Source organism: Acidovorax sp. KPB24-07 (assembly GCF_057543315.1).
On the sequence record NZ_BAAJYS010000005.1, the window covers coordinates 1 to 26,753 of the forward strand.

A 26,753-nucleotide genomic window follows, 5' to 3' on the forward strand; every position below is an offset into this window, starting at 1 on the left:
GAGCGCGCGCTGGAGGAAAAGAACCGGTTCTATGCCACGGCCAGCCATGACCTGCGCCAGCCACTGCACGCATTGGGCCTGCTGATGGAGACGGCGATTCAGCGCAATACCGATGCGCAGCTCGTGCCGGTGCTCGACGGCATCCAAGATTGCGCCCGGTCCCTCTCCTTCATGTTCGATGCGTTGCTCGACCTGTCGCGCCTGGAATCGGGTACCTACGAAGTTCGGCGCGAGCCCGTGGCGCTGACCACCGTATTCGGCGACGTGGCGACGGTGTTCGGTCCGGATGCGCAGCGGCGGGGGCTGCGACTGCGGTTCGGCCTGCCACGCCGCCGACTGCCCACCGTGCACACCGATGGCACGCTACTGCGGCAGATGATTTTCAACCTCGTTCAGAACGCGCTGCGCTACACCTCGAGCGGCGGCATGCTGGTCGGGATTCGCGCGCGCGGTACGCAATGGCGGATCGAAGTTCGCGACACAGGCCCTGGCGTGCCGCTGGAGGACCAGCATCGCCTCTATGCCCCGTTCTATCGCGGCGGCGCCCGCTGGACGCAGGAGGTGGCCGGCCATGGCCTGGGCCTCTCGGTGGTGGCGCGCTCGGCCCGACTGATCGGTGCCACCTATGGCTTTCAGTCGACGCCGGGCCGGGGGTCGTGCTTCTGGCTCTCGCTCGACGCGGCGCCGGAGGCCCTGCCGCAGGATGGCAAGTCGCCGGGCGATGTGTCATGGCAGGAGCGGATGGGTTCCTTGTCGGGACGCTGCCTGCTGGTCGAAGACGATCCGCAGGTGGCGACGGCGGTGGCCGCCCTTTTGCGCTCCTGGGGGCTGGAGGTTGACCTGGCAGCCACGGCACAGCAAGCACTGCAGATCGTGGACGCGGGCCCCTTGCCGCCAGGGGCCGTTCTGTGTGATCAGCGCCTTGCCGGTGGCCAGAGTGGCTTCGAGCTGCTGCAGGAGTTGCTGCGGCGGTGCCCTGCAGCGCGTGGCGCGCTCGTGAGCGGCGAGCACCAATCGGCCGCGCTGGCACAGGCAGAGGAAGAAGGCTACCTCGTTTTCCGTAAGCCCCTCTCACCCGCGCAGTTGCATGCGGTCCTGGCCCGCTGGTTCACGGCCTCCGGTTGATGCCCTGCAGCACGGTTCACCCGTCATTGGGGGCGATGGACATCACAGCTGGCAGCTTCAAGACATACCTCTGAGTGCTGACGTCACATTCAAGCGTTACGAGGCCCTTCAATGCGCTGACCTGAAGTTGGTGGATCACCCGCCGCGCATACCACCGATGATTCGCGCCAACATCCAGGCACGAAAGGTTACGTTTAATCAGATATATACCAAATAGGCATAGTCTGTATGCCGCCGGTCTCTACAGTGTCTGACACTTGATAAAACTGGGACGACTGCCCGATGCTGCCTTTTGCAAGCTCTGCCCGCTGCGCTGGACCGTGGCGTCGTTCAGCCGCTGGCCTGGGTGGAAATGCCATGGGACGGGCATCCGCGCGCGATCATCACATGGCGCCCAGGCGTGAGCTGCCATGACGGGGGCAAGTTGAACACTGCGGACGCAGCCGATTCATTGCAACACGCCGTCGACCGCAAGGCCCATCGCACCAGGAGACAACAAGATGGAAATGAAGTGGCTGGAAGATCTTCTTGCGTTGGTGCACAACGGCAGCTTTTCGGCGGCGGCCGCGGATCGGCACGTCACACAGCCTGCGCTCAGCCGCCGCATTCGCGCACTCGAACAATGGGTTGGAGTTCCACTTGTCAACAGAGCCGTCTACCCGGTGCAGCTCACGCCATATGGGCAGGAGTTCATGGGGTTGGCACGCCAGACAGTGGCATCGATGCAAGCGATGCGCGCCGACCTTCGCCAAGCATCGGGCGAGAACGGCCAGCGTGTGCGAGTGCTGGCCCTGCACACGCTGGCATCGCGCACCGTGCCGGAGCTGATCGCACCGTTGATGCGCAATGAGCCCTCGCTGACAGTCGAGATCGTGCCCAGTGTTCAAGGTGTTGAGTCACACTTTGACGAGCTCGACGGGGGCGGCGCACAGTTGCTGGTGGGCTATTCGCAGCTCAGGCCCGAAACGCGCACCAAGGATTACGAACGCCGTATCGTCGCTCACGATGCATTGGTTCCAGTCGCATCGCGCGCTTTTGTCGATGAAGACGGTCGCTGCGATCTGCAGCGCTCACGCGAGGTGCCCCTGCTCCGGTATTCGCCTTTCACTTTTTCGGCGGCACTGCTTGACCGTGTGCTCACGCAGATCGGCGCGCGCTTACTGCCGCGCGCTGAATCGCCTTTGGCGGAGACGCTCAAGGCGCTTTGCCTGCAAGGATTGGGCGTGGCCTGGCTGCCGCGCAGCAGCGTGGCCGATGAGTTGGTGACCGGTGTTCTGCGCATCGTCGGAGCGGAGTGCTTTCATGTGCCAGTCGAAGTGTGCGCATGGCGCCGGTTCGACCTGAATCACCGCTGCGCCGTGCATCTGTTCGAGGCGCTGCCGTCCTTGGCGGCTGCGGCTGAGCCAAGTCAACAGACGTCACGCAGCAAAACACCCGCACCCAAGACCCGTGGCAAAACCCGAGGTATGCAATGAAAGCTTCCATCACGGCCCTGACCCAACGCCGTCATCTGCTGGCTCTGGCCGCCGGCCTCCCGCTGATAGGCTGCGTTTCCTCGCCGCCTGCCGGCGGGACGCTGCTTGCCGGATCGCACGTCCTGCACTTTCCCGCAGCTGGCCTTGGCGCGACCTCCGACGACATTCGCTTGCATGCCCACCGCCCCGCGCGCTGGCAGCCGAACGACCCTGTCGCCATCGTCATGCATGGCGTCCGCCGCGACGCAGACCGCTATCTCCGCGAATGGGTGGAACCCGCCGAGGATGCGGGCATCCTGGTTCTGGTGCCGGAGTTCACGCAGGCCAAGTTTCCCGGGCGCAACTTTTATAACTTCGGAAACGTCGTGGACGAGAAGATGAACATACGGCCTAGCGAGCAGTGGGTATTTCGCGTGGTCGACGATGCTTTCGCCATCGGGCGTAAAGCCTTTGGAGCTCGCCGTGAACGATTTGCGCTGTACGGCCACTCGGCCGGTGCGCAGTTCGTGCACCGCTACATGCTTTTGGCAAAGGCATCACGGGCCGAACTGATCATCAGTGCCAATGCCGGTTCGTACACGCTACCCAACCGCGACGCCAATTTCCCCTGGGGCTTGGCCAACGTCGCGGCGACGGATGAAGATTTGAAGCGTGCATTTGCACGGCAGGTGGTTCTCCTATTGGGCGACAAAGACATCGACCCGAACCATCCGAATCTGCCGACCGATCCCGAGGCGAGAGCCCAGGGCCTGAACCGTTTTGCGCGCGGCCATTACTTCTACGAACAGGCGCGTGCGGCGGCGGCCAAACTGGGTGTGCCGCTGCGCTGGCGCGTGCAGACAGTCCCTGGCGTCGCTCATTCCGACCACGGCATGGCACCTCCGGCGATGAAGATCATGCGGCAGGGCGCTGCGGCGTGAGAGCGAGGCAGACCGCAGTTCCAGAGCACCGCCGCCCTGGCGCATGCAAAGCACGCGGCCCATGCATGGGGTGATTGAGTCTGGCTGGACTGTTGGTGCTGTCCGGCCAATCTAGAAGGCGCCACGCGAAGAGTGCTCCATGCGGCGGCTCATTTTTAAATTTATCAACGTTGTGATTGAAACTCGATGAAACCGACCTCCTCGACATTCCTGCTTCCTGCTCTCTCCATCGCCTTGTCCTATGCCACCTTGGTGGTGGGTGCGGCTCATGCCCAGACTGTGGATCCCGCCGCGGAGGTACGGCGCGTGCTAGCCAGCCCGATCTACCAAGGCGCCACTGCCGCGCTCGACAAGGAGCACGGGCGTATTGTCGAAGACGGCATCAAACTGACCGAAATCCCCGCGCCGCCGTTCGGTGAAAAAGCCCGTGCAGAAGAGTTCGCCAAGATGCTCAAGGCTTCCGGTCTGAGCGATGTACAGATCGACCCAGAAGGCAACGTGCTGGGCTTGCGCAAGGGCACCCGAAGCGACGGCAAAGTGGTGGTCGTGTCCGCCCACCTGGATACCGTCTTCCCCGCCGGCACCGACGTCAAGGTAAAGCGCCAAGGCACCAAGCTGTATGCCCCCGGAATCGGAGACGACACCATGAGCCTGTCGGTGCTGCTGGGCTTCGTACGCGCCATGAAGACGGCCGGCATCAGCACCCGCGACGACATCCTGTTCGTGGGCACCGTCGGCGAGGAAGGTCCTGGAGACCTGCGCGGTGTGCGATATCTGTTTACCAAGGGCAGCTACAAGGACAAGATCAAGTCCTTCTTCTCGGTGGAGTCGGGCGACGTCAACCGGGTGACCCACGGCGGCGTGGGTTCCAAGCGCTACCGCATCACCTTCAGCGGTCCCGGCGGCCACAGTTTCGGTGCCTTCGGCACTGTCAATCCGATGTTCGCCCAGGCTCAAGCAGCAGTGGAGTTCGCTCGCATCCAGGTACCGGCCAAGCCCAAGACCACTTACAGCATCGGCTTGATCGGTGGCGGTACCTCCGTCAACTCGATTCCGGTGAGCAGTTGGATGGAAATCGACATGCGCTCGGAATCGGTAGACGAACTCAAGCGTGTGGAAGACCGCATGCTGAAGATCGTGCAAGAAGCCGCCGATGGCGAGAACTTTGCCCGGTCCACTAAAAACGCCAAGATCACGGTGGAGGCCAAGCTCATCGGCGACCGCCCTGCCGGCAATACCGACATGAAGGCCGACATCGTGCAGATTGCCAAGGCAGCCATCGAGGCCGGTGGATACACGCCGGACTTGAACTGGAGTTCGACGGATTCCAATATGCCGATGAACCTGGGTATTCCAGCGCTGACCATCGGCCGTGGCGGCATCGGCAGGAACGGCCGGACCCATTCGCTGGACGAATGGGAAGACGTCGAGAAGGGCCCGATGGTCAAGGCCATGGCCACCTCGCTCAGCATCGTGCTCTCCGCCACCGGTATGGAATGAGAAAGACACCATCATTCTGCCGGAGAATGGAACCAATCAGGACTGATGTCTTCGAGTACATCGAGCGGTGCTGCGACCCGTTAGGAAGCTCGGCCAGCTTGTGACGCCCGACCGTCTTGCCGCAGTTCAGCCCTGCTGGCTGCGGCGCAATGCGGGACTTTTTTACAAGCGCGACGGATGTCATCAGGCCATTCCTCAGATCGGCTAAAACAGCCGGCGTGATCTGGATCTGGAGGCGGTCACGCCGGTGCGGCAGACGCCATCCGTCCAAGAATCGAGACAGCAAAACGGCTCTTCTCCGACATTGGGTTTTTGACGCAGGTCGTCACGAGGCGAAGTGAGATCATTGACGGGAAGTCGCCACTCCCCTGGGCGCTTTGCCCTGCTTGCACGCTCAACAGACGAAGTCAACGAACGTCATTCGTTCACCAAAGCGACGTGCTTCGCCAGGCAGGCGGCGAGCCCGACAACCACCAGCTCAATACATCGGGTTACGAACCTCCTACCACCGTTGGGTATGCAACGAAGCCTTGCGGCCCTTATAACCTGTGCTCCCACGCGTTACGAAGGCAATGCAGTGCACTGCAATGCAATGCACTGCAGTGCAGTGCACAGGGTCCATGGAGTCTTCCTTTATGGGGGCGAACCTTTCTCGCCACCATCTTTTGACGCGTGGTGTCTCGTACGCCAAACGTGCAAGCTGTCGTGGTGACGTGTCGCGAATTGCCTTTCATGTCTCGAAATGGCGCTGTGACGGCACGTCCTAGCCTTCAGAAATTCCAAAAAAACCATGAAACGCCATCCCATCTTCAACGCCATATCGGTCCTGCTCTGCGCACTGTCCATGTCCGGCGTAGCACCCGCGGAGTGATCTCCGGCATCCGACCCGCCAACACTGACGTCGAGAACGGTAAGGTCCTGAAGGTCCGCTTTCGCGGGGCCAACAACGGCGACAGCTTGTTGAGCGTGCATGTGCTGCTGGCGCCCGGCGGCATGTGGACCGCCGCGGTGACCGCCGACGCCGGTGGCATCGCGCAACTGACCGCCAGCGATCGCAACTGCACGCGACCACAACTGGCTCGAAACGAGCGACAGCCGGCGAAACAGGTGCTTATCACAGCCGTGATCCGCAACCTGCCATGCGCTCTTTTGCACAAGATTGACATCTGAACCATTCCATTGACTCCTGAACGCCGCCGCCTCTGGGCGGCGGTGGCTCTTTCGCTCTATGCAACGCTTTTCGCGCTGGTGACGGCCGTAGCAGCCTGGCGCACCTTTACGCCCGTACCGAACTGGGACATGTGGGGTGCGCTGGATTTTTACGCCGACGTACGCGACGGCGCCGGCTGGCAAGCCTGGTGGAAGCTTTTCAATGAACACCGCATCGTGCTGGCCAAGGCGCTGTTCTGGATGGAGTACCGCTGGTTCGGCGGTACGCAGGCTTTCCTGATCGGGACCAACTACCTACTGGTGGTAGGCAGCATCGCCACGTTTTGGGCTTTCCTGAAAGCGCACATGGGGCCGATGCCCCGCACCACGTCGGTGTCGGCCGTGGTGCTGCTATCCGTCTGGTTGATGTCGTGGGTGCAGTACGAGAACCTCACCTGGGCATTCCAGAGCCAGTTCTTCCTGGCCCAGTGGCTGCCGCTGGCCGGGCTGTACTGCCTGTACCGCGCCACGCAGGCCCCGAACGGCCTGCGCTGGTTCATCGGTGGCTGCACGCTCGGCGTGCTGAGCATCGGGACCATGGCCAACGGCATCATGGCCCTGCCGATGATGGTGCTCTATGCCACCGTAGCGCGCATGGGCTGGCGCCGCGTGACGGTACTGGCGGTGCTCGCTGCGCTGGGCATCGGTGTCTACATGGCAGACTTCGTCGCGCCGGCAGACCGCCCCGGCTTGCTGACCATGCTTCAGACCCGGCCCTTGGGGGTGTTGCAGTACACACTGCAATATCTGGGCAGCCCGTTTCAGCACTTGGCGCGGCGGATGGAGCCGCTGTGGATCAGCCAGGCCTTCGGCGTGCTGTTTGCTGTGTTGGCGCTGGCGCGGCTGGTGCCTGCGCTAAGGGCCCCGCGGGCCCACGCGGTGGACCTGTCGCTGCTCACCTTCGTCGGTTTCGTGGCGGGCACCGCGTTCGTCACCGCCAGTGGCCGCCTGCAGATCGGCATGGATGGATCGCTGACGAGCCGCTACACCACGCCCTCGATGATGGCCTGGGCGGCCCTTGGCATACTCTACGCGCCACGCGTCATGGCCCTGCGCGGCCTCGCCCGGGCCGGCGTTACGCTGCTGCTGGTGGCGGTACTGGCGCAGATGTTGTCGGTGCAAGCCCGCCAAACCAAACGCAGCGATGGTCCCCACCTTCGCATGACCGGAGCTCTCGCGCTGGCGATGGGCGTGCATGATGAGCAGCGTATCGGCATGCTGATCTGGGACCGGGCCCTGGCCGAGCGCATCATGGCCAAGACAAGGCCCCATGGTTTCTCGGTCTTTGGCCAGCCCCCGCTCTCCGACGCCGCAACGGCTCTCGGCTCGCAACTGGAGATGCCGCCCGCTCGCTGCACGGCCTTCGTGGACTCGGTGCAGCGCGTGCCCGGGGACCCGCGCTTCGTATTGCTGAGCGGCGCGCTGCTGCCCGAGGGCGAAGGTCCCTCGCCCCAATCGATGCGCCTCGTCGCGCCCGACGGCACCGTGGTGGGCATGGGTGTGCCCCACCGCTGGCGCAAGCTGAGCGCGCCAGGTGGCGTCCGCGCGCCCGCGCGTTACCTGACCTTTACCGCCTATCTGAAGGCAACGCCCGAGACACTGCCGGCCGATTTGACGCTGACCGCGCCTGGCACCGCCTGCTCGGTGGCCGTGAGAGTGCCGCAGCCGCAATGAGATAGTCGTCGAAGGCCACGAACAACCTCTCCAAGCCTGCACTACGCACCGAGTCTCGCCGGGTGGTGAGCACGGCTTAATGCACAGCTGCGGCGATCGCATAGATCAGATACGCCATGTCAGAGTCGCCCAGCGCTAAAGCGTGCTTCGCCGTGCACCACTCGTCACACCAGTCGTTTTCTGCATCGTTTCGCAACATGACCAGCGAGGCTGGCAGCTACACTATTTTTTTGTCCCTTGGCAAGGAATATCTCTGTGCACAAAACAGTAGCAACGACGTTGCTTATAGCCATTTCCTTAGGTCTTGGCGCATGCAAAAAGCAAGACCAAACGGCGCCAAACATTCACGCAACTCCACCCGCGGCTGCCGCCGCCAGCACGCAAGACTCGAACCCTGCGAAAGCATCTGCCAGTAAAGCGTTCGAGCCCTCCAGCCTGCCTGTGTCGAGCGCACCGCTGGGGGCCTTTCCCTACATCGCACTTCCCAGCGGATATGTCACTGGCAGCACGCCGGACGTCACCGGCTTCGATCAGGTGCCCTTCTGGACAGGCGATCACTTGGAGCCTGTAGAAGGCCAGGTATGGTCGGCGCACATCAGCGCCGCCGAGGGCCAGACATTCTCGGACTTGGAACTCCAGCGCAACATCGAATCGGTCGTTTCTTCGCTGGGAGGCAAGAAGATCTTTGACGGCAAGATTCCGGAAGAGGCTGCACAGAAAATCAAAGAATGGCCACGCGACTTAGCACTCAAGTACAACAGTGGCTTGGGCGATATCTGGAACAACGCTACGCAAGTATTTGTTGTGCGACGGGCTGATCGCAATATCTGGATTCACCTGTGCAGCTACCAGTTCGGCGGCGGACTTCTCATCGCCGAAACCAAGCCGCTGAAAGTTACCGCTGGCTTATTGCCGGCCAGCGAACTGAAGTCCCAGATCGACAAGACTGGCAAGGTGGCGTTGCACGTCAACTTTGCCACGGACAAGACCGAAATCCTCCCCGACTCGCGGCCACAGATCGAGCAGGTCGTGCAGTTGCTCAAGCAGGATGCATCACTGAAGTTGGCCGTTAATGGCTACACCGACAACACGGGCGATCCAGCGCACAACAAAACGCTGTCAGAGGGCCGCGCCAAGGCTGTCGTCGTCGCCCTTACTGCACAGGGAATTGATGCGGCGAGATTGTCGTCTGCCGGTTTTGGTGATGCCGATCCGTTGGCCAACAACGCTACCGAAGATGGCAGGTCGCAAAACCGCAGGGTCGAACTGGTGAAGCAGCAATAGGCCTTCCCAGTGATAGGTAAACTGCAGGGTGACTCCGTTTCCACGTGGGCCAGCCGAAAATTCACGTTTTCCGGAGTTCGCCAGCAGGCTCAACGCAACCATCGCGGCGACGCGAAAACAACGGACAGAGAACCGGCCCACTGCATCGCATTCGTTTGTTTATGAGCGCGCACGCACGGCCACATTCCCAACATCACCTGTTTGCGCAAAAAGTTGTCCCAGCATTTGCAATGCATCGTCTTTAGGCCGCAGTTGCCCCGAGGCAAGCGCCTTCAGAAGGCCTCGATCACTTCCAGGCTTTCTGGTGCTACCGGCGATGCGCCCGCTTCCTCAACCTGCTCTCCCGCCTCCCAGCGATCCAGGCGATTGGCCCAGTCCTGCATCATCAGGCGCCGTTGCTCCACGTAGGCCGCATGGTTGGTTGTAGGCGGCCCGGATCTGGTTGGGATCGGCGTGCGACAGCTGCGCATCGATCCATTCCACACGGTAGCCTAGCTCATTGAGAACAGTGGAGATCGTGCCCCGGATGCCGTGGCCAGTCAGCTGCTCTTCGTAGCCCATGCAACGCAGCGCGCCATTGAGCGTGTTCTCGCTGATGGGCTTTTTGAGGTCGTCCCGATTGGGCAGCAGATAGCGCTGCGCCGGCCGCCTTGCCTGGGCATCGAGCAGGTCGCGGACGATGGCAATGGCCTGGGTCGACAGCGGCATCACGTAGGGCGGCACAGTCTTGCCTTCCTTGCGCATCTTTAAATGCAATTGCTTGACGATCACAGCGGAGATAGTCCAAAGGCCTCGTTCCAGATCGAACTGCTCCGGCACCGCCGAGCGCAAATCGCCCGTTCGAACGCCGGTCAGGAACAACAATTGAATGCCCTGGCGAGTGGTCTTTAAGCCACGGTACTTGCGCAACGTCCGCAGAAACGCGGGCAGTTCCTCCTTGCGCAGGAACGGGTTATGGCTCACCGGCGGATTGGGCACTGCCACGATGTCCAGATCGCTGGCAGGTTTCGCAGGCAGACCCTTCTCCACCATCGCGGAGCGGAACATCTGGTTGAACCAGGTGCGCACCTTCTCCGCAGTGGTCAGCGCATGGCGGCGCTCGATCTTGCGCAACACTTCCAACAGATGCGCCGGCGTCACGTCAAAGATGGACACCGTGCCAAGCCAAGGGAGCACGTCCTTGTCGAAGATGCGATTGATCTGCGACAGTGTGCTCTGGCGGCCGGTTTTCAGGCTCAATGCCTTGAAATCCCGCCACGACTGGAACACGGCTTGGAAAGCATGGGTCGGCGCCGCCAACGCCTTTTGTTCGGCTTGGCGAAGAATGGACACGCGGATCGACCCCATTGGCAAGCTGCGCCCGAAATTCATCCCGGCGGGCTCTCGCCTCCTTGAGGCTGATCTCCGGGTACGGACCGATGGCGATGCGAGGCTGCTGGCCCGGCCATGAGAAACGGAAGTGCCACTTCTTCTTGCCTTTGGCACTCACGAAGAGCAGCAAGCCGTGCGCGTCGTTGAGGGTGTAGTCCTTGCCAGTGGTCCTGGCCTGCCGCACGGCAGTATCTATCAAAGCCATCGAACTCTCCTTCAGGATGAGGAGAGGTGTACCGACGTCGATGGAAGCAGCACAGCCAAAAACCGGACAACCCAGCGCCCGAATTTTCAGTACTAATTTATGTACTAAAAATGCGTGGATGGGGGTGAATTTCAGCAGACTTCGCTGGATGCTCCACAGACAGAAACCACTGTGGGATCAAGAAGCTATGGACTTCACTGGAAGTCCATAGCATGAAAATTGGAGCGGGAAAAGAGTCTCGAACTCTCGACCTCAACCTTGGCAAGGTTGCGCTCTACCAACTGAGCTATTCCCGCATGTCACTGGATTGATTTACACCAACCTAGCAAGACTCAAATTATAGCACCAATTTTAACCACTCAACCAGAACAACCGAATGTTCTTGTTCCGTGCATCAAAACCGCTTTCGCGATCAGTGCTGGAGGCGCGGGCCGGAGTCGAACCGACCTACACGGATTTGCAATCCGGTGCATAACCGCTTTGCTACCGCGCCAAACCTGCTTCCCTTGGCAAAAAGGGGAAGCTGTGCTTCCCCTTTTTTGGAAATTGGAGCGGGAAAAGGGACTAGAACCTAGCCTTTAACCGCTTGATTTCTAACAACTTTCTCATATCCCAGGCTTTGGGATGGACACGATTATAGACTTGTTTTTACCCATAGGCAAACGTATTGCTCGAAAGAGCCGAAAGGTCGTAGCCTTCAGGATGGTGGACGGATCATGAGGCCACCGACATCTGCTCGACACGGACGACCAGATCTAGCCCAGCGACAACTACCGAAAGCCAAAAAATGACATTGACGCTCGGTCGTGGACGCCCCACTCCCATGGTGTTCAGTGGCCTCTTCCTGCCATCGGTGGAATGGGAAATGAAGGCAGAAGGATTTCCATGGCACGAGATGGAGTCCGAGCCCGGTGATTTCGGCACCCTCGCACGAAATCTGCGTCGAAGGGACGTCTCACCGCAACGGCTCATGAAGCAGGCCATTGAGGCCTTGAAGGCACTGGGGCAGGACAACGAAAGGGCGATCACATTCGCAAACGCACTGGAAGCCGGCTTACATGCCGGCGCGCTTGAGTCGAACGAAATTGCTGATCGCATTTCGGGCGAGCTTCCCGGCTTGTGGGGATGCTTCATCGCTGGCATCCGTGAAGAGCCGACCTACCCTACTGCTTTCATGAGGGCCTATGTCGAGATCGAACTCGCCTCCAAAAGGGCTGATGCCGCGTTGGTGGTGGGCGACTTTCGCAACGCCGCCGCGCTTGTTCGTGCCGACCCAATGCTGAACCTCTTCTGGCGCAACCATGATTTGGACGTTCTTGCCACAGCCCAAACCGAGAGAGAGACACTTCGACCTCGACTGCATGCTTGGCTGCAACTCCAACTCAGTGTCGTAGCAAGACAAGCAGTTCGTCACCCAGGTGCGATACAAGCGCAGGAACTGTGTGGAAAGTACAGCGATCTACTCACAGGCCATCAAATTCAACCCGGCGTCTCCTGGCTCAGGATGGCTAAAAGACTCGCAGGCGCAGCAAGTCTCGCGCAGTTGCGCGAACAATTGCTGCTGAATAGTACCGATCCGGCTTCGCTGCCCAGCGAAGCGACGTTCAAGCGATGGAATCGGGGCATCATATTTCCCCAACGGACCGATCAACTACGGACATTCATCGAGAGGGTGGCAGCAAGAGGACACATCTACAGGCCAGTGTTGGCGGCAAACAAAATCTGTGATGCACTGGTAAGGATGTATGTCACAGCCCACCGTCTCAACCATGTGGGCTTTTTCGCATCGCTTCTCTGGCAAGAACCTGCGACGCACGTGCAAAGATCCTTCGATGAGTGGTGCGATCACCATCGCGGCACGCCGCGCGCAGAGCGCGGCGCTTGAGCGTCACTTTTGACGCGGCCGATTGACGCTTCTCTTTTTCCCGGACGGTCCCTTGTCGGGGCCTGCTGGCCAACCGCCCGCGTTTCCGGGACCCAAGCCTTTTCCGAGTCCGGGACGGGGAGCGTCTGTACGAATTGCAGGATCTCGGGGCTTCTGCGCAATCGCTTTAGGAGTTGATTTCATATCGATCTTCAATGACGCGGCAATGGCACCGCAGAAGAAATTCTGAAATCAAAAGCTGCCTTGCGCGGGATCATCTTTTCGGCAACTGTCGTGTTTTCACGCGAGCGTCATGCGTGAGCAAGCGACTGCTCAGGCCTTCTTGTCCGTAATTGCATTGATTCCTTTAATTGCAAATTTTTTGGAATAGAGCGGAGACGTGTAGTAAGAGCCTTTTTTCGTCGCGAGAGTTATCAGATTTTTCATCGCGCCCTCAAGGCCTTCTTCGGCATATGCGATAGATTGGGTGTTTCCGAATGGCTTGTCTGGCTCATAAGTCGTGCAAGGCACTGTTGGATGGCCTATCTCTTTGAGATACTCATCAAAGGCATTCTGACTTATGGCCAAGCCGAAAACACGCCAAGCGTACTTCTTCCCCCAATAGTAGCCAGTCACTTTACCCTTGGGCGTTACTCGCCGGTCATTATTGGCTTTTTCAATCGCGTAATTTTCAGCAGATACTTTCTGCGCCACCGCATGGCTAATCGCTGGGTCCACCTCGGAAATCTCCGAAATAAACGCCGTATCAACAATATTCAGTCCATTCCGATCCGGCCTGAAACCGATATTGTAATGTTTCCCATCCACGACCCTTGGCGTTGATGCTCCTTCAAATTGGTACACAGTCGCCGTTGTTGCAGGTGTAAATTTGTGCAGGTAGCTTCCGCTCGGTTGCTGAACGATCGTGTAGTTCGTCACAATAAGATTATGAATTGTATGCAGGTCGCGCGGCTTCATAATTGCAAATCCTTTGCAAAAAATTATTCATAAAAGATAGCTTATTGAAATTCAAAGTGGATACAACCAACGTTCATACAAAAATATAAGTTAGCTTGAGGCCTTATTACCGAAAGAGCTTACCCTACGAAACTGAACTTCACGGAGAGTAGCACAGCAGAAACGAGGGCACGAGAGACCACGTTAGCACAATGGGCTCACATAAATATTCGCCTGAAATGACTGGGTGAAATGAGCATCTCATTCCACGCCAATTCTGCAGCCTCTCCCTAATCTGCTGCTTGAAATTTTGGTGCTTAGATCTATGCGCCGTTTACGCGCGGCGGTTGTCCTTCAATCGCCCATTTCAGATGCAGCATCCGCAAGGCTGATTCGAGCGCGAATAATTTCGCGCCCCCTAAAGGGGCACTACTCGAACAACCAAAGGAGGTTTCATCATGAGAATACGCCACTTGAAATATTTCCTGATCGTTGCGCAGGAACAGAGTTTCGTTCGCGCCGCTGCAAGAGCGAATATCGAGCCGTCACCGTTATCGCGGGCAATCAAGGATCTGGAAGAGCAATTGGGCGTGCAACTGCTGAACAGAACGAAGGGCCGGATCACCCTCACCTGGTGCGGAGAGGTATTTCGGGACGAGGCCCGCCGCATAATCGAATACATAGAGAGCGCTAAAACCCGCGTTGCAGCGGCATCCCTCGGATTCAAAGGCCGCTTGCGGGTAGGCATTACCGACAGTCTCGCCCAGCCGCGTCTGACACGACTTCTTTCACAAAACCGGGAGGAAGAACCCAGTACGGAAGTTCGCATTACCGAAATGACCGTCAACGAAATGCAGATCGCGCTTCGATACGACCAGATCGACATCGGCTTCACCATGGATGAGGAACCCATTGATGGCTACCTCAAACACACAGTGTGGACGGAGCGCCCAGCAATAGCGATCCCCAAACATCACCCGATCCTGTCACAGGACAAAGTTTCCATGCGGGAAGTGGTCCGTTACCCACTGATCATGTGCCACCCGGAACGATGGGCGGGTGGCTACAAAGTCATACAGCGCTGGATCACCGATCACGATCTCGCATCACCGACCGTCGCAGAACATGCCGCTTGCCATGAGGCCATGATGATGCTCGTCGCGGCAGGATACGGGTTGGGCATCGGCATGCAGTCCCAAGCCGCCCTGTATGACCACCCGACCGTCATCGTCCGGCCCATGGTGGACGAAATCCCGGATGTCCCTACCTTCATCGTTATCTCCGAAGAAAACACCTCACCGGACACGACTCGATTTATCCAACGTGCAAGAGAAATCGGAATGGCCACGCCGAGCGATTAATGGTCAACATGAAATTTTCATGACATATCCCCTGCATTTTCCATCGGCCTGATGACAAAAAAAGTCACCTGCTTGTATGGCAGGTGCCGTTTTCCATTGTTTTCAAAACGATTGAAGGTTCGTTCAGTTTTTCTGCCAATAGCGGCAAGCCACCTTGAGATCACCTTTTTGTGTAAAGCACCGACATTTTAAGTCGTTCTGGCGACGTATTGCGGCAGAACATGGTGCTCAAGCGCCTGGCATCCTGACAGGCAATACCAAGCTCTTCATTCGCGCGCGATCGCTACTTAATATGTAGCGCCCTGACCCAAACCGTGAGAGTTGAATGACGAGCGAACTGGCTGGTAATCACGTTTCTGATTGCGACGGAATGAATGCGGTATCCATTGCAACCGCATTGTTTACTGATTTTCGGCAATGGCATCCATTTAATGCGGATCACGCCCAAGAAGTGCCACTGAGCATCAAGGAGTGATCGCAATGTCCGAACAGAGCAGCCCGCCAGATACCGGGCGCAAAATCCTTCGCCGTGCGGAGGTGGAAGCCAAAACGGGTTTCAAACGCGCGCACCTGTACAACCTGATGAAGGATGGCAAGTTTCCGAAAGCCGTCCGGCTAGGGGTGCGTGCCGTGGGCTGGGATTCCACGGAGATCGACCAGTGGATCATCGACCGTCTCAATGACCGCGCATGACCCGGCTCCCATTCGTTGTGAAGCGGAGCGAACCGCCATGCAGGTGATTTCGGTGATTTCGACCAAGGGCGGCGTCGGGAAAACTACCGTCGCGGCCAATCTCGGCGGGTTCATCGCGGACGCGGGTTTGCGCGTGCTGTTGCTGGACCTGGACATGCAACCCACCCTCTCGTCGTACTACGAGCTCACCAGCCGTGCCCCGTCCGGCATTTACGAGTTACTGGCTTTCAACGAGCGCGACCTCACGCGGCTGGTCTCGCACACCGCGATCGAACGCCTGCATGTGGTTTTGTCCAACGACGAGCATCGGCAACTGAATACGCTGCTTTTGAATGCTCCGGATGGACGGCTGCGGTTACGCCATCTGCTCCCGGTATTTCGACCCCACTACGACGTGGTGCTGATAGACACCCAGGGGGCCCGAAGCGTCCTCCTGGAGATGGCGGTGCTCGCGTCGGAATGCGTGGTCTCACCCGTGACGCCGGAAGTGCTCGCAGCCCGAGAGTTGCGGCGCGGGACGCTGCAGCTCATCGAAGATATCGCCCCATACCGGCATCTTGGCATCCCCGTGCCACCGCTGCACCTGCTGATCAATCGGGTGCCTGCGGTTTCGGCCAATGCCCGACTGATCCAGCAGACGCTGCGCCTGGTGTTCGGAGAACATCCCGGCGTCCATGTCCTCGAAACAGAGGTGCCTGCCATCGAGGCGTTTCCGCGCGCCGCCACACGCGGATTGCCCGCCCATCGGGTGGAATATCGCCGCCCCCAGGGACGCCTCACCCCAGCGGCATTCGAGATCGTCCGCGCCCTGGCTTCGGAGTTGTGCCCCCAGTGGAACGAACGTTTTGTCGCGGTGAACGGCAAGCCCGGCGGGAGATTTGCCCATGCCAAACGCCCATGAGCTTGCCCGCGGCCACAAACGATTGCTGCCTCTCATCGAGTTTGCGCTGAAGGAGGGGTGGGAAGTCACACGCACCGCCGGGGGGCACCTCCGGTTTTTCAAAGCCGGGCTGGCTCCCATCTTCACCAGCTCGACCCCGAGCGATCACCGCTCCGCTAGCAATGCACACGCCCGGCTGCGCCGCGCGCAGCGCCAGGCAGACACATCGCGCGATACCGGCAGACACGAGGCACCCCATGGCTGAGATTTCCCCACAGGACATGGCATCGCGGTTGCTGCAGGACCGTTTCACCCGCACCGGGCCTGTGGCAGACGCGCTGACGGACCCGATCGCCGATACGCCGATGATCGTGACACTGGACGAGTTGCGCCCCTACGAGCTCGATCCCCGGATCACGCGCAATCCGCTGTACGACGACATCCTGGCGTCGATCCGCGAGCGTGGTCTGGACACACCGCCGCCGATCACCCGCCGACCTGGCGCGACCCACTACATCATCCGCAATGGTGGCAATACCCGCTTGGCAGTCCTGCGGGAGTTGTGGGCGCAGACCAAGGACGAGCGGTTCTTTCGCATCGGTTGCCTCTTTCGCCCCTGGCCCCAGCGCGGCGAGATCGTCGCGCTGACCGGCCACCTCGCGGAAAACGAACTCCATGGCGGCCTGTCTTTCATCGAGCGGGCGCTCGGCATCGAGAAGGTTCGGGAGCTCTATGAAGAAGAGGATGGCAAGCCGCTGTCGCAATCGGAACTGGCGCGGCGGCTGAAATCAGATGGCTATCCGGTTCCCCAACCCCACATCAGCCGCATGCAGGAGGCGATTCAATACCTGCTGCCTGCCATTCCGAATGTCCTCTACGGCGGTCTCGGTCGGCACCAGGTCGAACAACTCACGGCCCTGCGCAGGACGGGAACGAAGATTTGGGAGGCGCGTGCAGCATCGAGCCGGCTCGACCTGGATTTTCCGACGCTGTTCCAGGATGTGCTGTCGGTCTTCGACGCGAGCCCAGGCCAGTTCAACGTGCAGCGCGTGCAGGACGAACTGGTGGGACAGATGGCCGATCTGCTGGGCGAGAAGTACGATACGCTCGCCTTCGATATCACGGCCTCGGACAAGCGCTGGCAGTTGCTCAGCAGTGAACCGGGCAGCGTGCCGGCCATCCCCGCGATGCCGGCCCCGCCCGAGCTGCCCCCTCCCCCACGCCCATCGCCTGCGACATCTCCCATCGCAGCGCTGCCTGCGCCCCGCACGGAACCATCGACCGAACCTTCCGAGGCGGTCTCGCCACCCGAACCGCTCACAGTTCAAGCGCGCACCGGCGCTTTCGACGAGGCGGACGATCATGCAGCGCGGGTGCGTGGGCATGTGGTTTCCCCGGCACCGACGTCCGATCGATTGCAGTCCATCCAGCGCCTGGTGGCCGACCACCTTGGCGAGGCACCGCCGGACTTCGAGAGCAATGTGCTGCAAGCCATTCCGGTGCAGGCGGGTGGCCTCTATCCGGTGAGCGACATCTGGTACATCGATCCGGGCCTGGACACGCCGGAACGGCTGAGAACCCTCATCGCGCAACTGGCGCTGGAAATCGCCGACGAGGCGGAACTGTCCGCTGAAATCCTTCCCAGCGAAGACGGTATCGGCTTCCATTGCGCCCAGGACAGCGAATCGATCGGCGAGCGCGCCAGTGCGCCCTTCCCGCGCACGATCCTCTCGCTCCTGCATGCCCTGAGCGCACCGTTTGAGCACGCACGGTTCGTTGCCCCGCACATCGACACGGTGCATCTGGCAAACCATCTCGGCCCCCTGCTGCAAGGGCCGAGCCTCAAGGTACAGTTTCCGCGATTGAGCGACAACGGCCTGGTGAAACTGTTTCGGCTGGTGCGCCTAGCGCGGCGGCTGCTGGACATCGAAGCCTCCCTGCATGGCGACAGCGCCATGCCGTCCCCGTAGGACGGGCCGCGATGTCCGGTCCGCATCCGCTGAACCAGGCCGTGATTGCACAGGCCCTGCACGACCTTCGCAACGGCCAGCTGCGCAAAGCCAAATCCATGGGCTTCGATGACCAGGACCTCGATGCCCTGAAGCACCCGGCCATGGCGAGCGTGCTGGCGAATGCAACGGTGTCTTGGTGTTCGGTCGAGGTCAACCGCGATGTGCTGCGCCGCCTGCTGCATCAGGTGAACGACGTGGCCAAGGAGATCGAGGCGGTGGACCGGATGCTGCGCCTGGGTGCCAGTACCGAGATGATCAGCAAGTTCTACGGATTGACGCATCAAGAGGTCGCGCTGCGCAGATCGGTGATCGGCTTGCCCAAGCGCAAGGGTCGGTATCCGGTCCTGACGGAACAGCAGGACGCACAGCTGTGGGAATCCTGGTCGGACCTCATCAAGGAGCGGGGCATCGCGCTGAACAACGACACGGCCATGCTCGCCATCGCGGCGGATTTTTCGGAATCCACGGGGGTGCCGGTCTCGGTGATCTGGAGCGCCATTCGCGGATGGATCGATGAAGGGCTGGTTTGAACATGACAGCACCGCGCAGACCAGGCGGGCCGGTCCTGCTGGGAGAACTGCTCGACCAGGCGCTGCAGCGGATGCAAGTCGAACCCGCAACCCCGCCGGAAAAAGCCGCGCCAGCCCTGCCCCCATCCGATGGCTTCATTTTCAGCGGCAATCGCCATGACAGCGTGCCGAGGGCGCTGCTGCTGGACCGGCGTCTCACGCCCCTGGAGCGCAATGCCTGGCAGGTGTTTCGCCTGCTGCTCAACGACGATGGCATCACGGCCTTTCCGACCTATGACCAACTGTGCCCTTATCTGGCCTCCATGCCCTGCGCTGCCAAGGCATCGCATGAGACCGTTGCACGCGCGCTGACCCTCTTGCGCCTGACCCGCTGGGTCAGCCTGGTCCGGCGGCGGCGCGATGCCAGGACCGGGCGAATGCTGGGCAATCTCTACGTCCTTCACGACGAACCGCTCACGCCCTATGAAGGCATCCAGCTCGACCCCGACTACCTGGGGCTGGTCAGCCATGCGCTCGATCACGCCAGCAAGTCCATCCAGCGGGTCGGCGTGCACACGCTCAAGGAGATGGCCGAGGACCCGATGCTCAACGGGCGGATACTGCCGAGCCGTCTGCAGGTGCTGACCCAACGCCTCGCCGCCCAGGGGTGGGGGGAGACGATCGGTTATCCACAGGCTGGGGACAGTCACGATTCCGAAGACGGGTCGAGCGGCCTTCTTCGGAATCGGAAACCACCGGGTTCGGATTCCGAAGTGGGTCAAAAAGCCCGCCAAACCGGCACGCTTCGGAATCCGAACGAGGACCGTACTGTACGTAAAGAAGAGATAGAAAAAGAAATACGTACAGTACCCCGCACGCGAGGCGCCCTGCTCCTGCCCGAGCGCTTCAAGGCCCTGAAGTCGGAACAGCAGAACGGGGCGCTCGCCGCCCTGCAGTCGGTCGATCCCGCGTTGCACCAGGCCGTGCTGGATGAGTGGGATGCACGCTGCCGCGAAAGCACGGTGCGCAATCCCGCAGGCTATCTCTTTGCCCTCATCCAGCGCGCGTTGCGCGGGGATTTCAAAGCCTGGGCCGCATCGAAGGCACCTCCCGCCGCCACCGCTCCCACCGCGGCCGAGCCGGCCCCGTCCCGCCCGGCAGACCCGGAGGTGGCACGGGCGCACATCGCCAAGATCCGGGCCCTGCTGCGGATGCCGTGACGCGGTGCAGTCTTGAGGTTCGCAATCGCACGCTGGATCGTCCACTGGGTTCCATGCTGGGCTATACCCCGGGTATAACCCGGCGCGCCACCCTCCATCGACGGCGGGGCATGCGCCCACATCGGCGGACTGATCGAGCGGCGCGCGCTTTGCGGCGCGCACCCTGTCGCGAGACCTTTAGCGCTCCACGCGCCTGTGCCGGCGTCCACCGAAGGCCAGGCTCGCCTATACCCTGGGTATAGCGCGACATGCAGCCTTCCTGGCTGGAGGATCAATGACGCTCGGGAGGCCGTCGCCCCTGTGCATGCGGGCACAAACAGGCGTTCGAGGGATGCGGTTTGATCACTGACGGCCTTCCCGCGCTCGCAGATGCTGAAACCTCGTCTCCACCAACGAGGGTTGCCAGCATGGCCAACGAAACGGAACCATTGCAGTTGAACCTGGGGTCGCTGCGCAGTGCGATGTCGCTGACGCTGCACACCCACCACGCCTCCCGCATCTGGCATGGCAGGGCCGCCGCGGAAGGCAAGCCCGGCATCATCGGTCTCAACGGCTTCGTCGGCATCATGAACAAGTTGAAGCGTGGATCGGAACAGGACGATCCTTATTCCGACTGGTGGATGCTTCGGATCGAGGACAAGCTCAACGCCACCAAGGAACAGTTGCAGACCCTGCGCGAACAGGTGGACCGTGCCTTGGCCGACGTTCCACCCGCCCTGAGCCTGGGTGAGAACCTCAACGTCCAGCCCGTCAAGCTGCCGCTGTTCGTCGCCTCGCAGTTGGGCTTCATGGCGGTCTATTTGTTGGCGGACTACGACGATCTGGCACGCCGCCTGATCCTGGCCCACCACACCGCGCTGATCGATCGCGGGACATTGGAACGCTGGCTCAACGAAGGCGCCCACGCCTTGCGCAGCCTGTTTTCGCTGGCACAGCAATACCGATACTCCGGGACGACCCGCAACGACTTCTCCACCGGCAACGCCGCCGCGCGCGTGGCGCGGGAGAAATTCGGCGATCTGCCGCAGGACATTCTGGACGGCTCGCGCCGCTCGCGCTTCGCCCCACCGCCCGTGCGCCGGTCCGCGCCGGCGTCTGCCACCACGCGCTCCCGTGAACCGGAAGAGGCACCCATCATGGATACCGATGCAGCGCCCACCGGCACCGACGCGACGCCGCAGGACGAGGACGCCCCCTCCGACAGCGACAGAGAGGAGCCGACATGAGCGCGCTGCATCGCTTTGCTCCGCTGGAACAGCCAGCCTTCCAGGCGCTGGAACATGCAGCCTACCTAAAAGGCCTTTTAAGACCCTTTAAAGGTAAGGGGGCGCTGGAGGACTGGGCCAGCCATTGCGGTGGTCTGCGCGACAGCCTCGTTGCACTGGCCGAGCGCCGTTTGCTGCCACAGGTGCAAGGCTTTCCGTTCGATCGGCTGGCCGCCCATCTGGCCCCGCAGAACACCGGGGCCGGCACGACGTTCCTGCGCTGGCGCAACGTCGATCGCTCCCGCATGGGGGTTGCGTTGTGGGAGGGACTGCTTGCCGATCCCGCGATGCCTGCCGCGCTGATCGATGACCTGTACGCCATCGAGGTTCAGCGCATCGTGCTGAACATGCAGGTCAGCCTCACCCACAGCATCGCGCGGCAGGCCACCGACTGCGCCAACAAGGTGGCCCACGCCGACACGATCTACCAGCGGCGAATCCGCGCCATCGCCCACCCCGAGGAGTCACACCCATGAGCACGCATTTCCATGGCGAGGGCAATATCGGCTCTGCGCCCGAGTACGACGAGTACCCCAACGGCAACGAGGAGCCGCGTCGGGTCCTGCGCCTGAACGTGTATTTCGACAACCCGATTCCGGGCAAGGACGGCTACGAGGACCGTGGCGGATTCTGGAGGCCGGTCGAATGGTGGCACCGCGATGCCGAACACTGGGTCCACCTGTTCCAGAAAGGCATGCGCATCGCCGTCAACGGGCGTGAGGAACGCAACGACTGGACCGATGAGGACAACAATCCGCGCACGACCTATCGCATCAACGCCCGAACGGTAGGCATCCTGCCCTACCGCATCGAGTCGGTGACCCTCAGCGCCCGGCCATCGGGACACGAGACGGAACCGCAGGCCGATTGAACGGGGTCTGCGAGGGCGGCTGCCGCAACCGTTATCCGCCCTCCATGCGCCAGACGTCGGCGATGCCTCAACGATTGCGGCCTGCGCCAGCGGCGGTCGTCCAGACAGATGCGCCAGCTTGTCTATCCGACCATCGGCGAACCCAACCCGCTCCCCCTGCCGCAGCCGCCCAACAAGCGGGGCGCTATCGGCTTCCGCTTCTTTGCTGTCAACGGCAGCCAGTGTGGACATGCTGGTGTCCTATTCAACGAACGCCACGCCATTTCCGGGGAGGCTCCATGGCTTTGTATCTTTGCGAAAAGCACTCGCAGGCCAAGGACATTGCCCGGGTACTGGGTGCCACCCGGCGCGGCGATGGCTGCTACATCGGTCCCCGCGACACCGTGACCTGGTGCATCGGCCATCTGCTGGAGGCAGCACCGCCCGAAGCCTACGGCGATCAGTACAAACGCTGGTCCATCGAGCAACTTCCGATCGTTCCAACGCGCTGGCGCAGCGAGGTCAAGGCCTCCACGGCCAAGCAATACAAGGCGGTCCAGCAATTGATCGCTCGGGCCACCGATCTGGTCATTGCCACGGACGCCGACCGGGAGGGCGAGATGATCGCTCGCGAAATCATCGATCTGTGCGGCTACCGGGGTCCCATCCAGAGGCTGTGGCTGTCGGCCCTGAATGACGCATCCATCCGCAAGGCACTGGGCGCGCTCAAGCCCTCTGGCGAAACGCTGCCGCTGTACCATGCGGCCCTGGCGCGATCGCGTGCGGACTGGCTGATCGGAATGAATTTGAGCCGCCTGTTCACCCTGCTCGGCCAACAAGCCGGCTACCAGGGCGTGCTGTCGGTCGGCCGCGTTCAAACGCCGACGTTGCGCCTGGTGGTGGACCGGGATCGCGAGATCGCGGGTTTCGTTTCCGTGCCCTACTGGGCCGTCGAAGTCCAACTGTCGCATGCCGGCCAGTCGTTCGCCGCGCACTGGGTGCCGCCCGATGGCAGTACCGATGCTGCGGGACGGTGCCTGCGGCCATCCTTGGCCAGGGAAGCCGCCGACCGCATCCGGCAGGACCGTGGGGCGCTGGTGGTCTCGCTGGAGACCGAGCGAGTGAGCGAAGCGCCACCGCTGCCGTTCGACCTGGGAACACTTCAGGAGGTCTGCTCGCGCCAGTTGGGCCTGGACGTGCAGGACACGCTGGACATCGCACAGGCTCTGTACGAAACGCACAAGGCCACCACCTATCCCCGCTCCGATTCCGGCTACCTTCCAGAGAGCATGCTCCCGGAAGTTCCGGCGGTACTCGACGCGGTGCTGGCGACCGATCCCGGCCTGCGGCCATTGATCGAACGCCTCGACCGCACCCAGCGCTCACGCGCATGGAACGACAGCAAGGTCACGGCCCACCACGGCATCATTCCCACGTTGGAGCCAGCGAAACTTGCCGCCATGTCGGACAAGGAACGCGCGGTCTATGGCCTGATCCGCTCCCATTTCCTGGCGCAGTTCCTGCCCCACCACGAATTCGACAGGACGACCGCCCGGTTGTCCGCAGGCAGCCAATCCTTGCAGGCGACCGGCAAACAGATCGTCGTTCCCGGCTGGCGGATCGCGCTGCCCGGCCATGCGGCGAACGGGGCCGAGGACGCGGACGATTCACAGGGACCGCGCAGCCAGGTCTTGCCACCGCTCGCGCAGGCAAGCCGTTGCAGCATCGAACAGGTCGATGTGAAGGCGCTCAAGACGCTGCCTCCCAAGCCCTACACGCAGGGCGAACTGGTCAAGGCGATGAAAGGGGTTGCCAAGCTGGTGACCGATCCGCGCCTCAGGCAGAAGCTGAAAGAGACCACGGGAATCGGCACCGAAGCAACCCGTGCCAGCATCATCAACGGCCTGCTCGGCCGAAACTATCTCCTCAAGAAGGGCCGTTCCATCCGCGCATCCGATGCTGCTTTCACACTGATCGATGCCGTGCCCTCGGCCATCGCCGATCCCGGCACCACCGCGGTCTGGGAGCAGGCGCTGGACATGATCGAGACGGGGCAACTGACCCTGGACGCCTTCATCGACCGGCAATCGGCCTGGGTGGCGCAACTGGTGGAGCAGTACCGCAGCGCGAGCCTGTCCCTCCCCGTACCCCAAGGTCCCGCCTGTCCTCTCTGCGGCAGTCCCACGCGGCAACGCAACGGCAAGTCCGGTGCATTCTGGTCCTGCAGCCGGTATCCCGAATGCAAAGGCACGGCAGCGCTGGGTTCGCCCGGCGGCAAGCCCTCTGCCCCGCGCCAGCGCGGGCCCCGTTCCAAAGCGTCCTGAACCAGTCACGTCGTGCCCCGGCCCGCGTTCCCTGCGGCCGTTGGGCGTGGCCCCGCATCACTGGCGGGGCACACCAAACATGCCCTCGCCTTCTGCAATGGCATGTGCCTCCCCGGCCGTTCGTGTGGCCGGGTGAGAGGAAGGCGTCTTTATCGACCCCGCTCCCCGCGGACCTCTGTTCCGCTTTCTCTACGTTGCACCCGAAGGGTCTCCTGGCACCTCGCGCATGAGGTGCCAGGAGACCCTTCGGGATCGACGGTGTTCGATGCCGGTGCCCGCCGGCGAAAAAAAACGGGCTCCCTTTGTGCGCGGATGTGCGCCGAACGGTTCCGACCCCAGCCACGAAACGGGTCGGGTGCGATCGCTGAGGCAACGGCAGGCTCTACCGATGGCCACGCCCTGCAGCAGCCCACGGGTGGCTTCTTGTTCTCTCGCCGCGGGCGCCCTGCCCGCGGCACCTCTGTCGCCTCGATCCCGACCGCAAGCAGTGCACGGGACCGCCGTACCAGCGGCGCAATCGCTGTGCCCACTCAAGGAGACCACCCCATGACACATCCCCCCATCGAATACGGCAGCGTGTGCAGCGGCATCGAGGCGGCAAGCCTCGCATGGCAACCGCTCGGCTGGCACCCCGCCTGGTTCTCGGAGATCGATCCGTTCCCGATGGCCGTTCTGGCGCACCGGCACCCTGGCGTTCCCAACCTCGGGGACATGGCGCAGATCGCCGCCCGGGTGCTGGCGGGCACCGTTGCGGCCCCCGACATCCTCGTCGGCGGCACGCCATGCCAGGCATTCAGCATCGCAGGATCACGCCAAGGCCTCGCGGACCCGCGCGGCGCCCTCACCCTCAAATACACGGAGCTCGCCAATGCCATCGACCAAGCCCGCCAGGCGCAACGCCGGCAACCCGCGGTCATCGTCTGGGAAAACGTCCCCGGCGTCCTGTCCGACCGTTCCAATGCCTTCGGATGCCTTCTGGGCGCCTTGGCCGGCGAGAGCTGCCCGCTGCAGCCGGCAGGGGGCCGATGGACGCACGCAGGTTGTGTGTCTGGACCCCGCCGCCGCATCGTGTGGCGGGTGCTCGACGCACAATATTTCGGCGTGGCCCAACGCCGCAAGCGCGTGTTTCTTGTCGCAAGTGGTCGTACCGGGTTCGATCCCGCCGCGGTACTTTTTGAGTCCGGTGGCCTGCCTGGGCATCCTTCGCCGGGCAGACCGGCGCGGCAAGAATCTGCCACCGCTGCTGAAATGGGTGCTGAAGGCGCAGGCCGATTCGACCACGAACTGAACAGCGCCTATGGCAAGGTATCGGTGACCGTCTGCTTCGGTGGCGGACATCTGCGGGGCACGATCGACAAGGCGGCATGCCTGACCGCCCGCGGCCACAAATGCGATTTCGAGGTGGAAACCTTCGCGGCGCAATCCGTGGCCGGCAGCATCAGCCACACGCTCGATACGGCCAACCGGGGCAAGGGCTGCGGCGAAGACGGAACGGGCAAAGGCGTTCCCATCGTGGTCGCCTGTGCGCCGCAAGCCCTGGCGTTTGCGCAAAACAGCCGCAGCGAGGTGCGGCTGGAATCGGGACATGGCCAGATCGCGGGCACGCTCTCGACCGGCGGCGGCGTTCCGGGCCAGGGCCGGCCCGTGATCGCCAGCATCACGATTCCAGCCGGACACACGGCGGGTGCCATCGCCGACTTGGGGAGTGACCTGTTTCCGACCTTGCGCTCCAGCCGCGGTGGAGGCGACCTCGGCCACGTCGTGATGCCGAACATCGAGGCGTATTTCCAGTGCACGCTGGAGCCGCCCGAAGGTGGCTGGCTGGACTGGTCGTCATGGCGCGTGCGCCGCCTCATGCCGATCGAGTGCGAGCGGCTGCAGGGGCTGCCCGACGACTACACGCTGGTGCCGTACCGGGGCAAACCGGCTGCGGATGCACCGCGCTACAAGGCCATCGGGAACTCCATGGCCGTGCCCTGCATGGCATGGCTGGGCCAGCGACTCCACGAAGCCTTGCCAATCTAAAGGGCTGCCTACTGGCACCGTTTGTCGAAT

General features: G+C 61.8%; 23 protein-coding genes, 2 tRNA genes and 1 pseudogene. 21 read left to right on the top strand and 5 right to left on the bottom strand.

Translation table 11 applies throughout. The features are described 5' to 3' along the window. From AC27IQ_RS01450 to AC27IQ_RS01480, 7 genes are all read left to right on the top strand, one after another. The coding region (locus AC27IQ_RS01450) for an ATP-binding response regulator (RefSeq protein WP_487087662.1) at nucleotides 1-1,125 on the top strand (1,125 nt) is incomplete at its 5' end. 500 nt (nucleotides 1,126-1,625) lie between these two features. Beyond that, on the top strand, nucleotides 1,626-2,600 hold the full coding sequence (locus AC27IQ_RS01455; RefSeq protein WP_487087664.1) for a LysR family transcriptional regulator: 975 nt from the start codon (nucleotides 1,626-1,628) through the stop codon (nucleotides 2,598-2,600). Further along, entirely contained in the window at nucleotides 2,597-3,520 is a 924-nt protein-coding gene (locus tag AC27IQ_RS01460; RefSeq protein WP_487087666.1) for an alpha/beta hydrolase family protein, read from the top strand. Before AC27IQ_RS01455 ends, AC27IQ_RS01460 begins: the two co-directional genes overlap by 4 nt. 186 nt (nucleotides 3,521-3,706) lie before the next feature. Then, nucleotides 3,707-5,020, top strand: a complete 1,314-nt coding sequence (locus AC27IQ_RS01465) for a M20/M25/M40 family metallo-hydrolase (RefSeq protein WP_487087668.1) — start codon at nucleotides 3,707-3,709, stop codon at nucleotides 5,018-5,020. A gap of 867 nt (nucleotides 5,021-5,887) precedes the next feature. Continuing rightward, nucleotides 5,888-6,190 (top strand): hypothetical protein, encoded by a 303-nt coding sequence (locus AC27IQ_RS01470; RefSeq protein ID WP_487087670.1) that lies wholly within the window; start codon nucleotides 5,888-5,890, stop codon nucleotides 6,188-6,190. 9 nt (nucleotides 6,191-6,199) lie between these two features. Next, complete coding sequence (locus AC27IQ_RS01475; protein ID WP_487087672.1) at nucleotides 6,200-7,903, top strand: hypothetical protein; 1,704 nt, start codon at nucleotides 6,200-6,202, stop codon at nucleotides 7,901-7,903. 255 nt (nucleotides 7,904-8,158) lie between these two features. Further along, nucleotides 8,159-9,187, top strand: a complete 1,029-nt coding sequence (locus AC27IQ_RS01480; RefSeq protein ID WP_487087674.1) for an OmpA family protein — start codon at nucleotides 8,159-8,161, stop codon at nucleotides 9,185-9,187. 330 nt (nucleotides 9,188-9,517) lie between these two features. Here the strand turns inward: AC27IQ_RS01480 and AC27IQ_RS01485 are convergent, their stop codons facing one another. From AC27IQ_RS01485 to AC27IQ_RS01500, 4 genes and pseudogenes are all read right to left on the bottom strand, one after another. Further along, on the bottom strand, nucleotides 9,518-10,558 hold the full coding sequence (locus AC27IQ_RS01485; RefSeq protein ID WP_487087676.1) for a tyrosine-type recombinase/integrase: 1,041 nt from the start codon (nucleotides 10,556-10,558) through the stop codon (nucleotides 9,518-9,520). 13 nt (nucleotides 10,559-10,571) lie between these two features. Then, nucleotides 10,572-10,763: pseudogene (locus AC27IQ_RS01490) on the bottom strand (Arm DNA-binding domain-containing protein); the annotation flags it as partial. Nucleotides 10,764-10,983: 220 nt separating this feature from the next. Further along, a tRNA-Gly gene (locus AC27IQ_RS01495) sits at nucleotides 10,984-11,059 on the bottom strand. Between the two features lie 123 nt (nucleotides 11,060-11,182). Next, nucleotides 11,183-11,256 (bottom strand) — tRNA-Cys (locus tag AC27IQ_RS01500). A 294-nt stretch (nucleotides 11,257-11,550) separates the two neighbouring features. On the opposite strand from AC27IQ_RS01500, the gene AC27IQ_RS01505 reads away from it, so the two are divergent. Beyond that, a complete protein-coding gene (locus tag AC27IQ_RS01505) occupies nucleotides 11,551-12,648 on the top strand; it encodes a hypothetical protein (RefSeq protein ID WP_487087678.1) in 1,098 nt (365 codons plus the stop codon). Between the two features lie 312 nt (nucleotides 12,649-12,960). Here AC27IQ_RS01505 and AC27IQ_RS01510 read toward each other — a convergent pair whose 3' ends face one another. Continuing rightward, entirely contained in the window at nucleotides 12,961-13,605 is a 645-nt protein-coding gene (locus AC27IQ_RS01510; protein ID WP_284424970.1) for a hypothetical protein, read from the bottom strand. 437 nt (nucleotides 13,606-14,042) lie between these two features. Between AC27IQ_RS01510 and AC27IQ_RS01515 the strand changes: the two genes are divergently transcribed. The 13 genes from AC27IQ_RS01515 (at nucleotide 14,043) to AC27IQ_RS01575 (ending at nucleotide 26,723) form a co-directional block, all read left to right on the top strand. Beyond that, a complete protein-coding gene (locus tag AC27IQ_RS01515) occupies nucleotides 14,043-14,945 on the top strand; it encodes a LysR family transcriptional regulator (protein ID WP_487087680.1) in 903 nt (300 codons plus the stop codon). 325 nt (nucleotides 14,946-15,270) lie between these two features. After that, on the top strand, nucleotides 15,271-15,420 hold the full coding sequence (locus tag AC27IQ_RS01520; RefSeq protein WP_272548365.1) for a hypothetical protein: 150 nt from the start codon (nucleotides 15,271-15,273) through the stop codon (nucleotides 15,418-15,420). A gap of 5 nt (nucleotides 15,421-15,425) precedes the next feature. Further along, complete coding sequence (locus tag AC27IQ_RS01525) at nucleotides 15,426-15,638, top strand: AlpA family transcriptional regulator (protein WP_272548366.1); 213 nt, start codon at nucleotides 15,426-15,428, stop codon at nucleotides 15,636-15,638. Nucleotides 15,639-15,675: 37 nt separating this feature from the next. Next, the gene (locus AC27IQ_RS01530; RefSeq protein ID WP_487087774.1) at nucleotides 15,676-16,539 is read left to right on the top strand and encodes a ParA family protein; all 864 of its coding nucleotides are present in this window, start codon (nucleotides 15,676-15,678) and stop codon (nucleotides 16,537-16,539) included. After that, a complete protein-coding gene (locus AC27IQ_RS01535; protein ID WP_284424974.1) occupies nucleotides 16,523-16,783 on the top strand; it encodes a type II toxin-antitoxin system HicA family toxin in 261 nt (86 codons plus the stop codon). The genes AC27IQ_RS01530 and AC27IQ_RS01535 overlap by 17 nt, the downstream gene beginning before the upstream one ends. After that, on the top strand, nucleotides 16,776-18,488 hold the full coding sequence (locus tag AC27IQ_RS01540) for a ParB family protein (RefSeq protein WP_487087683.1): 1,713 nt from the start codon (nucleotides 16,776-16,778) through the stop codon (nucleotides 18,486-18,488). Before AC27IQ_RS01535 ends, AC27IQ_RS01540 begins: the two co-directional genes overlap by 8 nt. A gap of 11 nt (nucleotides 18,489-18,499) precedes the next feature. After that, entirely contained in the window at nucleotides 18,500-19,060 is a 561-nt protein-coding gene (locus tag AC27IQ_RS01545) for a DUF2857 domain-containing protein (protein WP_272548370.1), read from the top strand. 2 nt (nucleotides 19,061-19,062) lie between these two features. Continuing rightward, nucleotides 19,063-20,259, top strand: coding sequence for an STY4528 family pathogenicity island replication protein (locus AC27IQ_RS01550; protein ID WP_487087776.1), 1,197 nt, complete (start codon nucleotides 19,063-19,065; stop codon nucleotides 20,257-20,259). A gap of 407 nt (nucleotides 20,260-20,666) precedes the next feature. Further along, complete coding sequence (locus tag AC27IQ_RS01555; RefSeq protein ID WP_487087778.1) at nucleotides 20,667-21,485, top strand: PFL_4669 family integrating conjugative element protein; 819 nt, start codon at nucleotides 20,667-20,669, stop codon at nucleotides 21,483-21,485. Beyond that, nucleotides 21,482-22,000, top strand: coding sequence for a DUF3158 family protein (locus AC27IQ_RS01560; RefSeq protein WP_487087685.1), 519 nt, complete (start codon nucleotides 21,482-21,484; stop codon nucleotides 21,998-22,000). Before AC27IQ_RS01555 ends, AC27IQ_RS01560 begins: the two co-directional genes overlap by 4 nt. Further along, the gene (locus tag AC27IQ_RS01565; RefSeq protein ID WP_272548374.1) at nucleotides 21,997-22,395 is read left to right on the top strand and encodes a single-stranded DNA-binding protein; all 399 of its coding nucleotides are present in this window, start codon (nucleotides 21,997-21,999) and stop codon (nucleotides 22,393-22,395) included. Before AC27IQ_RS01560 ends, AC27IQ_RS01565 begins: the two co-directional genes overlap by 4 nt. Before the next feature lie 278 nt (nucleotides 22,396-22,673). Then, entirely contained in the window at nucleotides 22,674-24,698 is a 2,025-nt protein-coding gene (locus tag AC27IQ_RS01570; RefSeq protein ID WP_487087687.1) for a DNA topoisomerase III, read from the top strand. A gap of 546 nt (nucleotides 24,699-25,244) precedes the next feature. After that, the gene (locus AC27IQ_RS01575) at nucleotides 25,245-26,723 is read left to right on the top strand and encodes a DNA cytosine methyltransferase (RefSeq protein ID WP_487087689.1); all 1,479 of its coding nucleotides are present in this window, start codon (nucleotides 25,245-25,247) and stop codon (nucleotides 26,721-26,723) included. Nucleotides 26,724-26,753 lie beyond the last annotated feature (30 nt).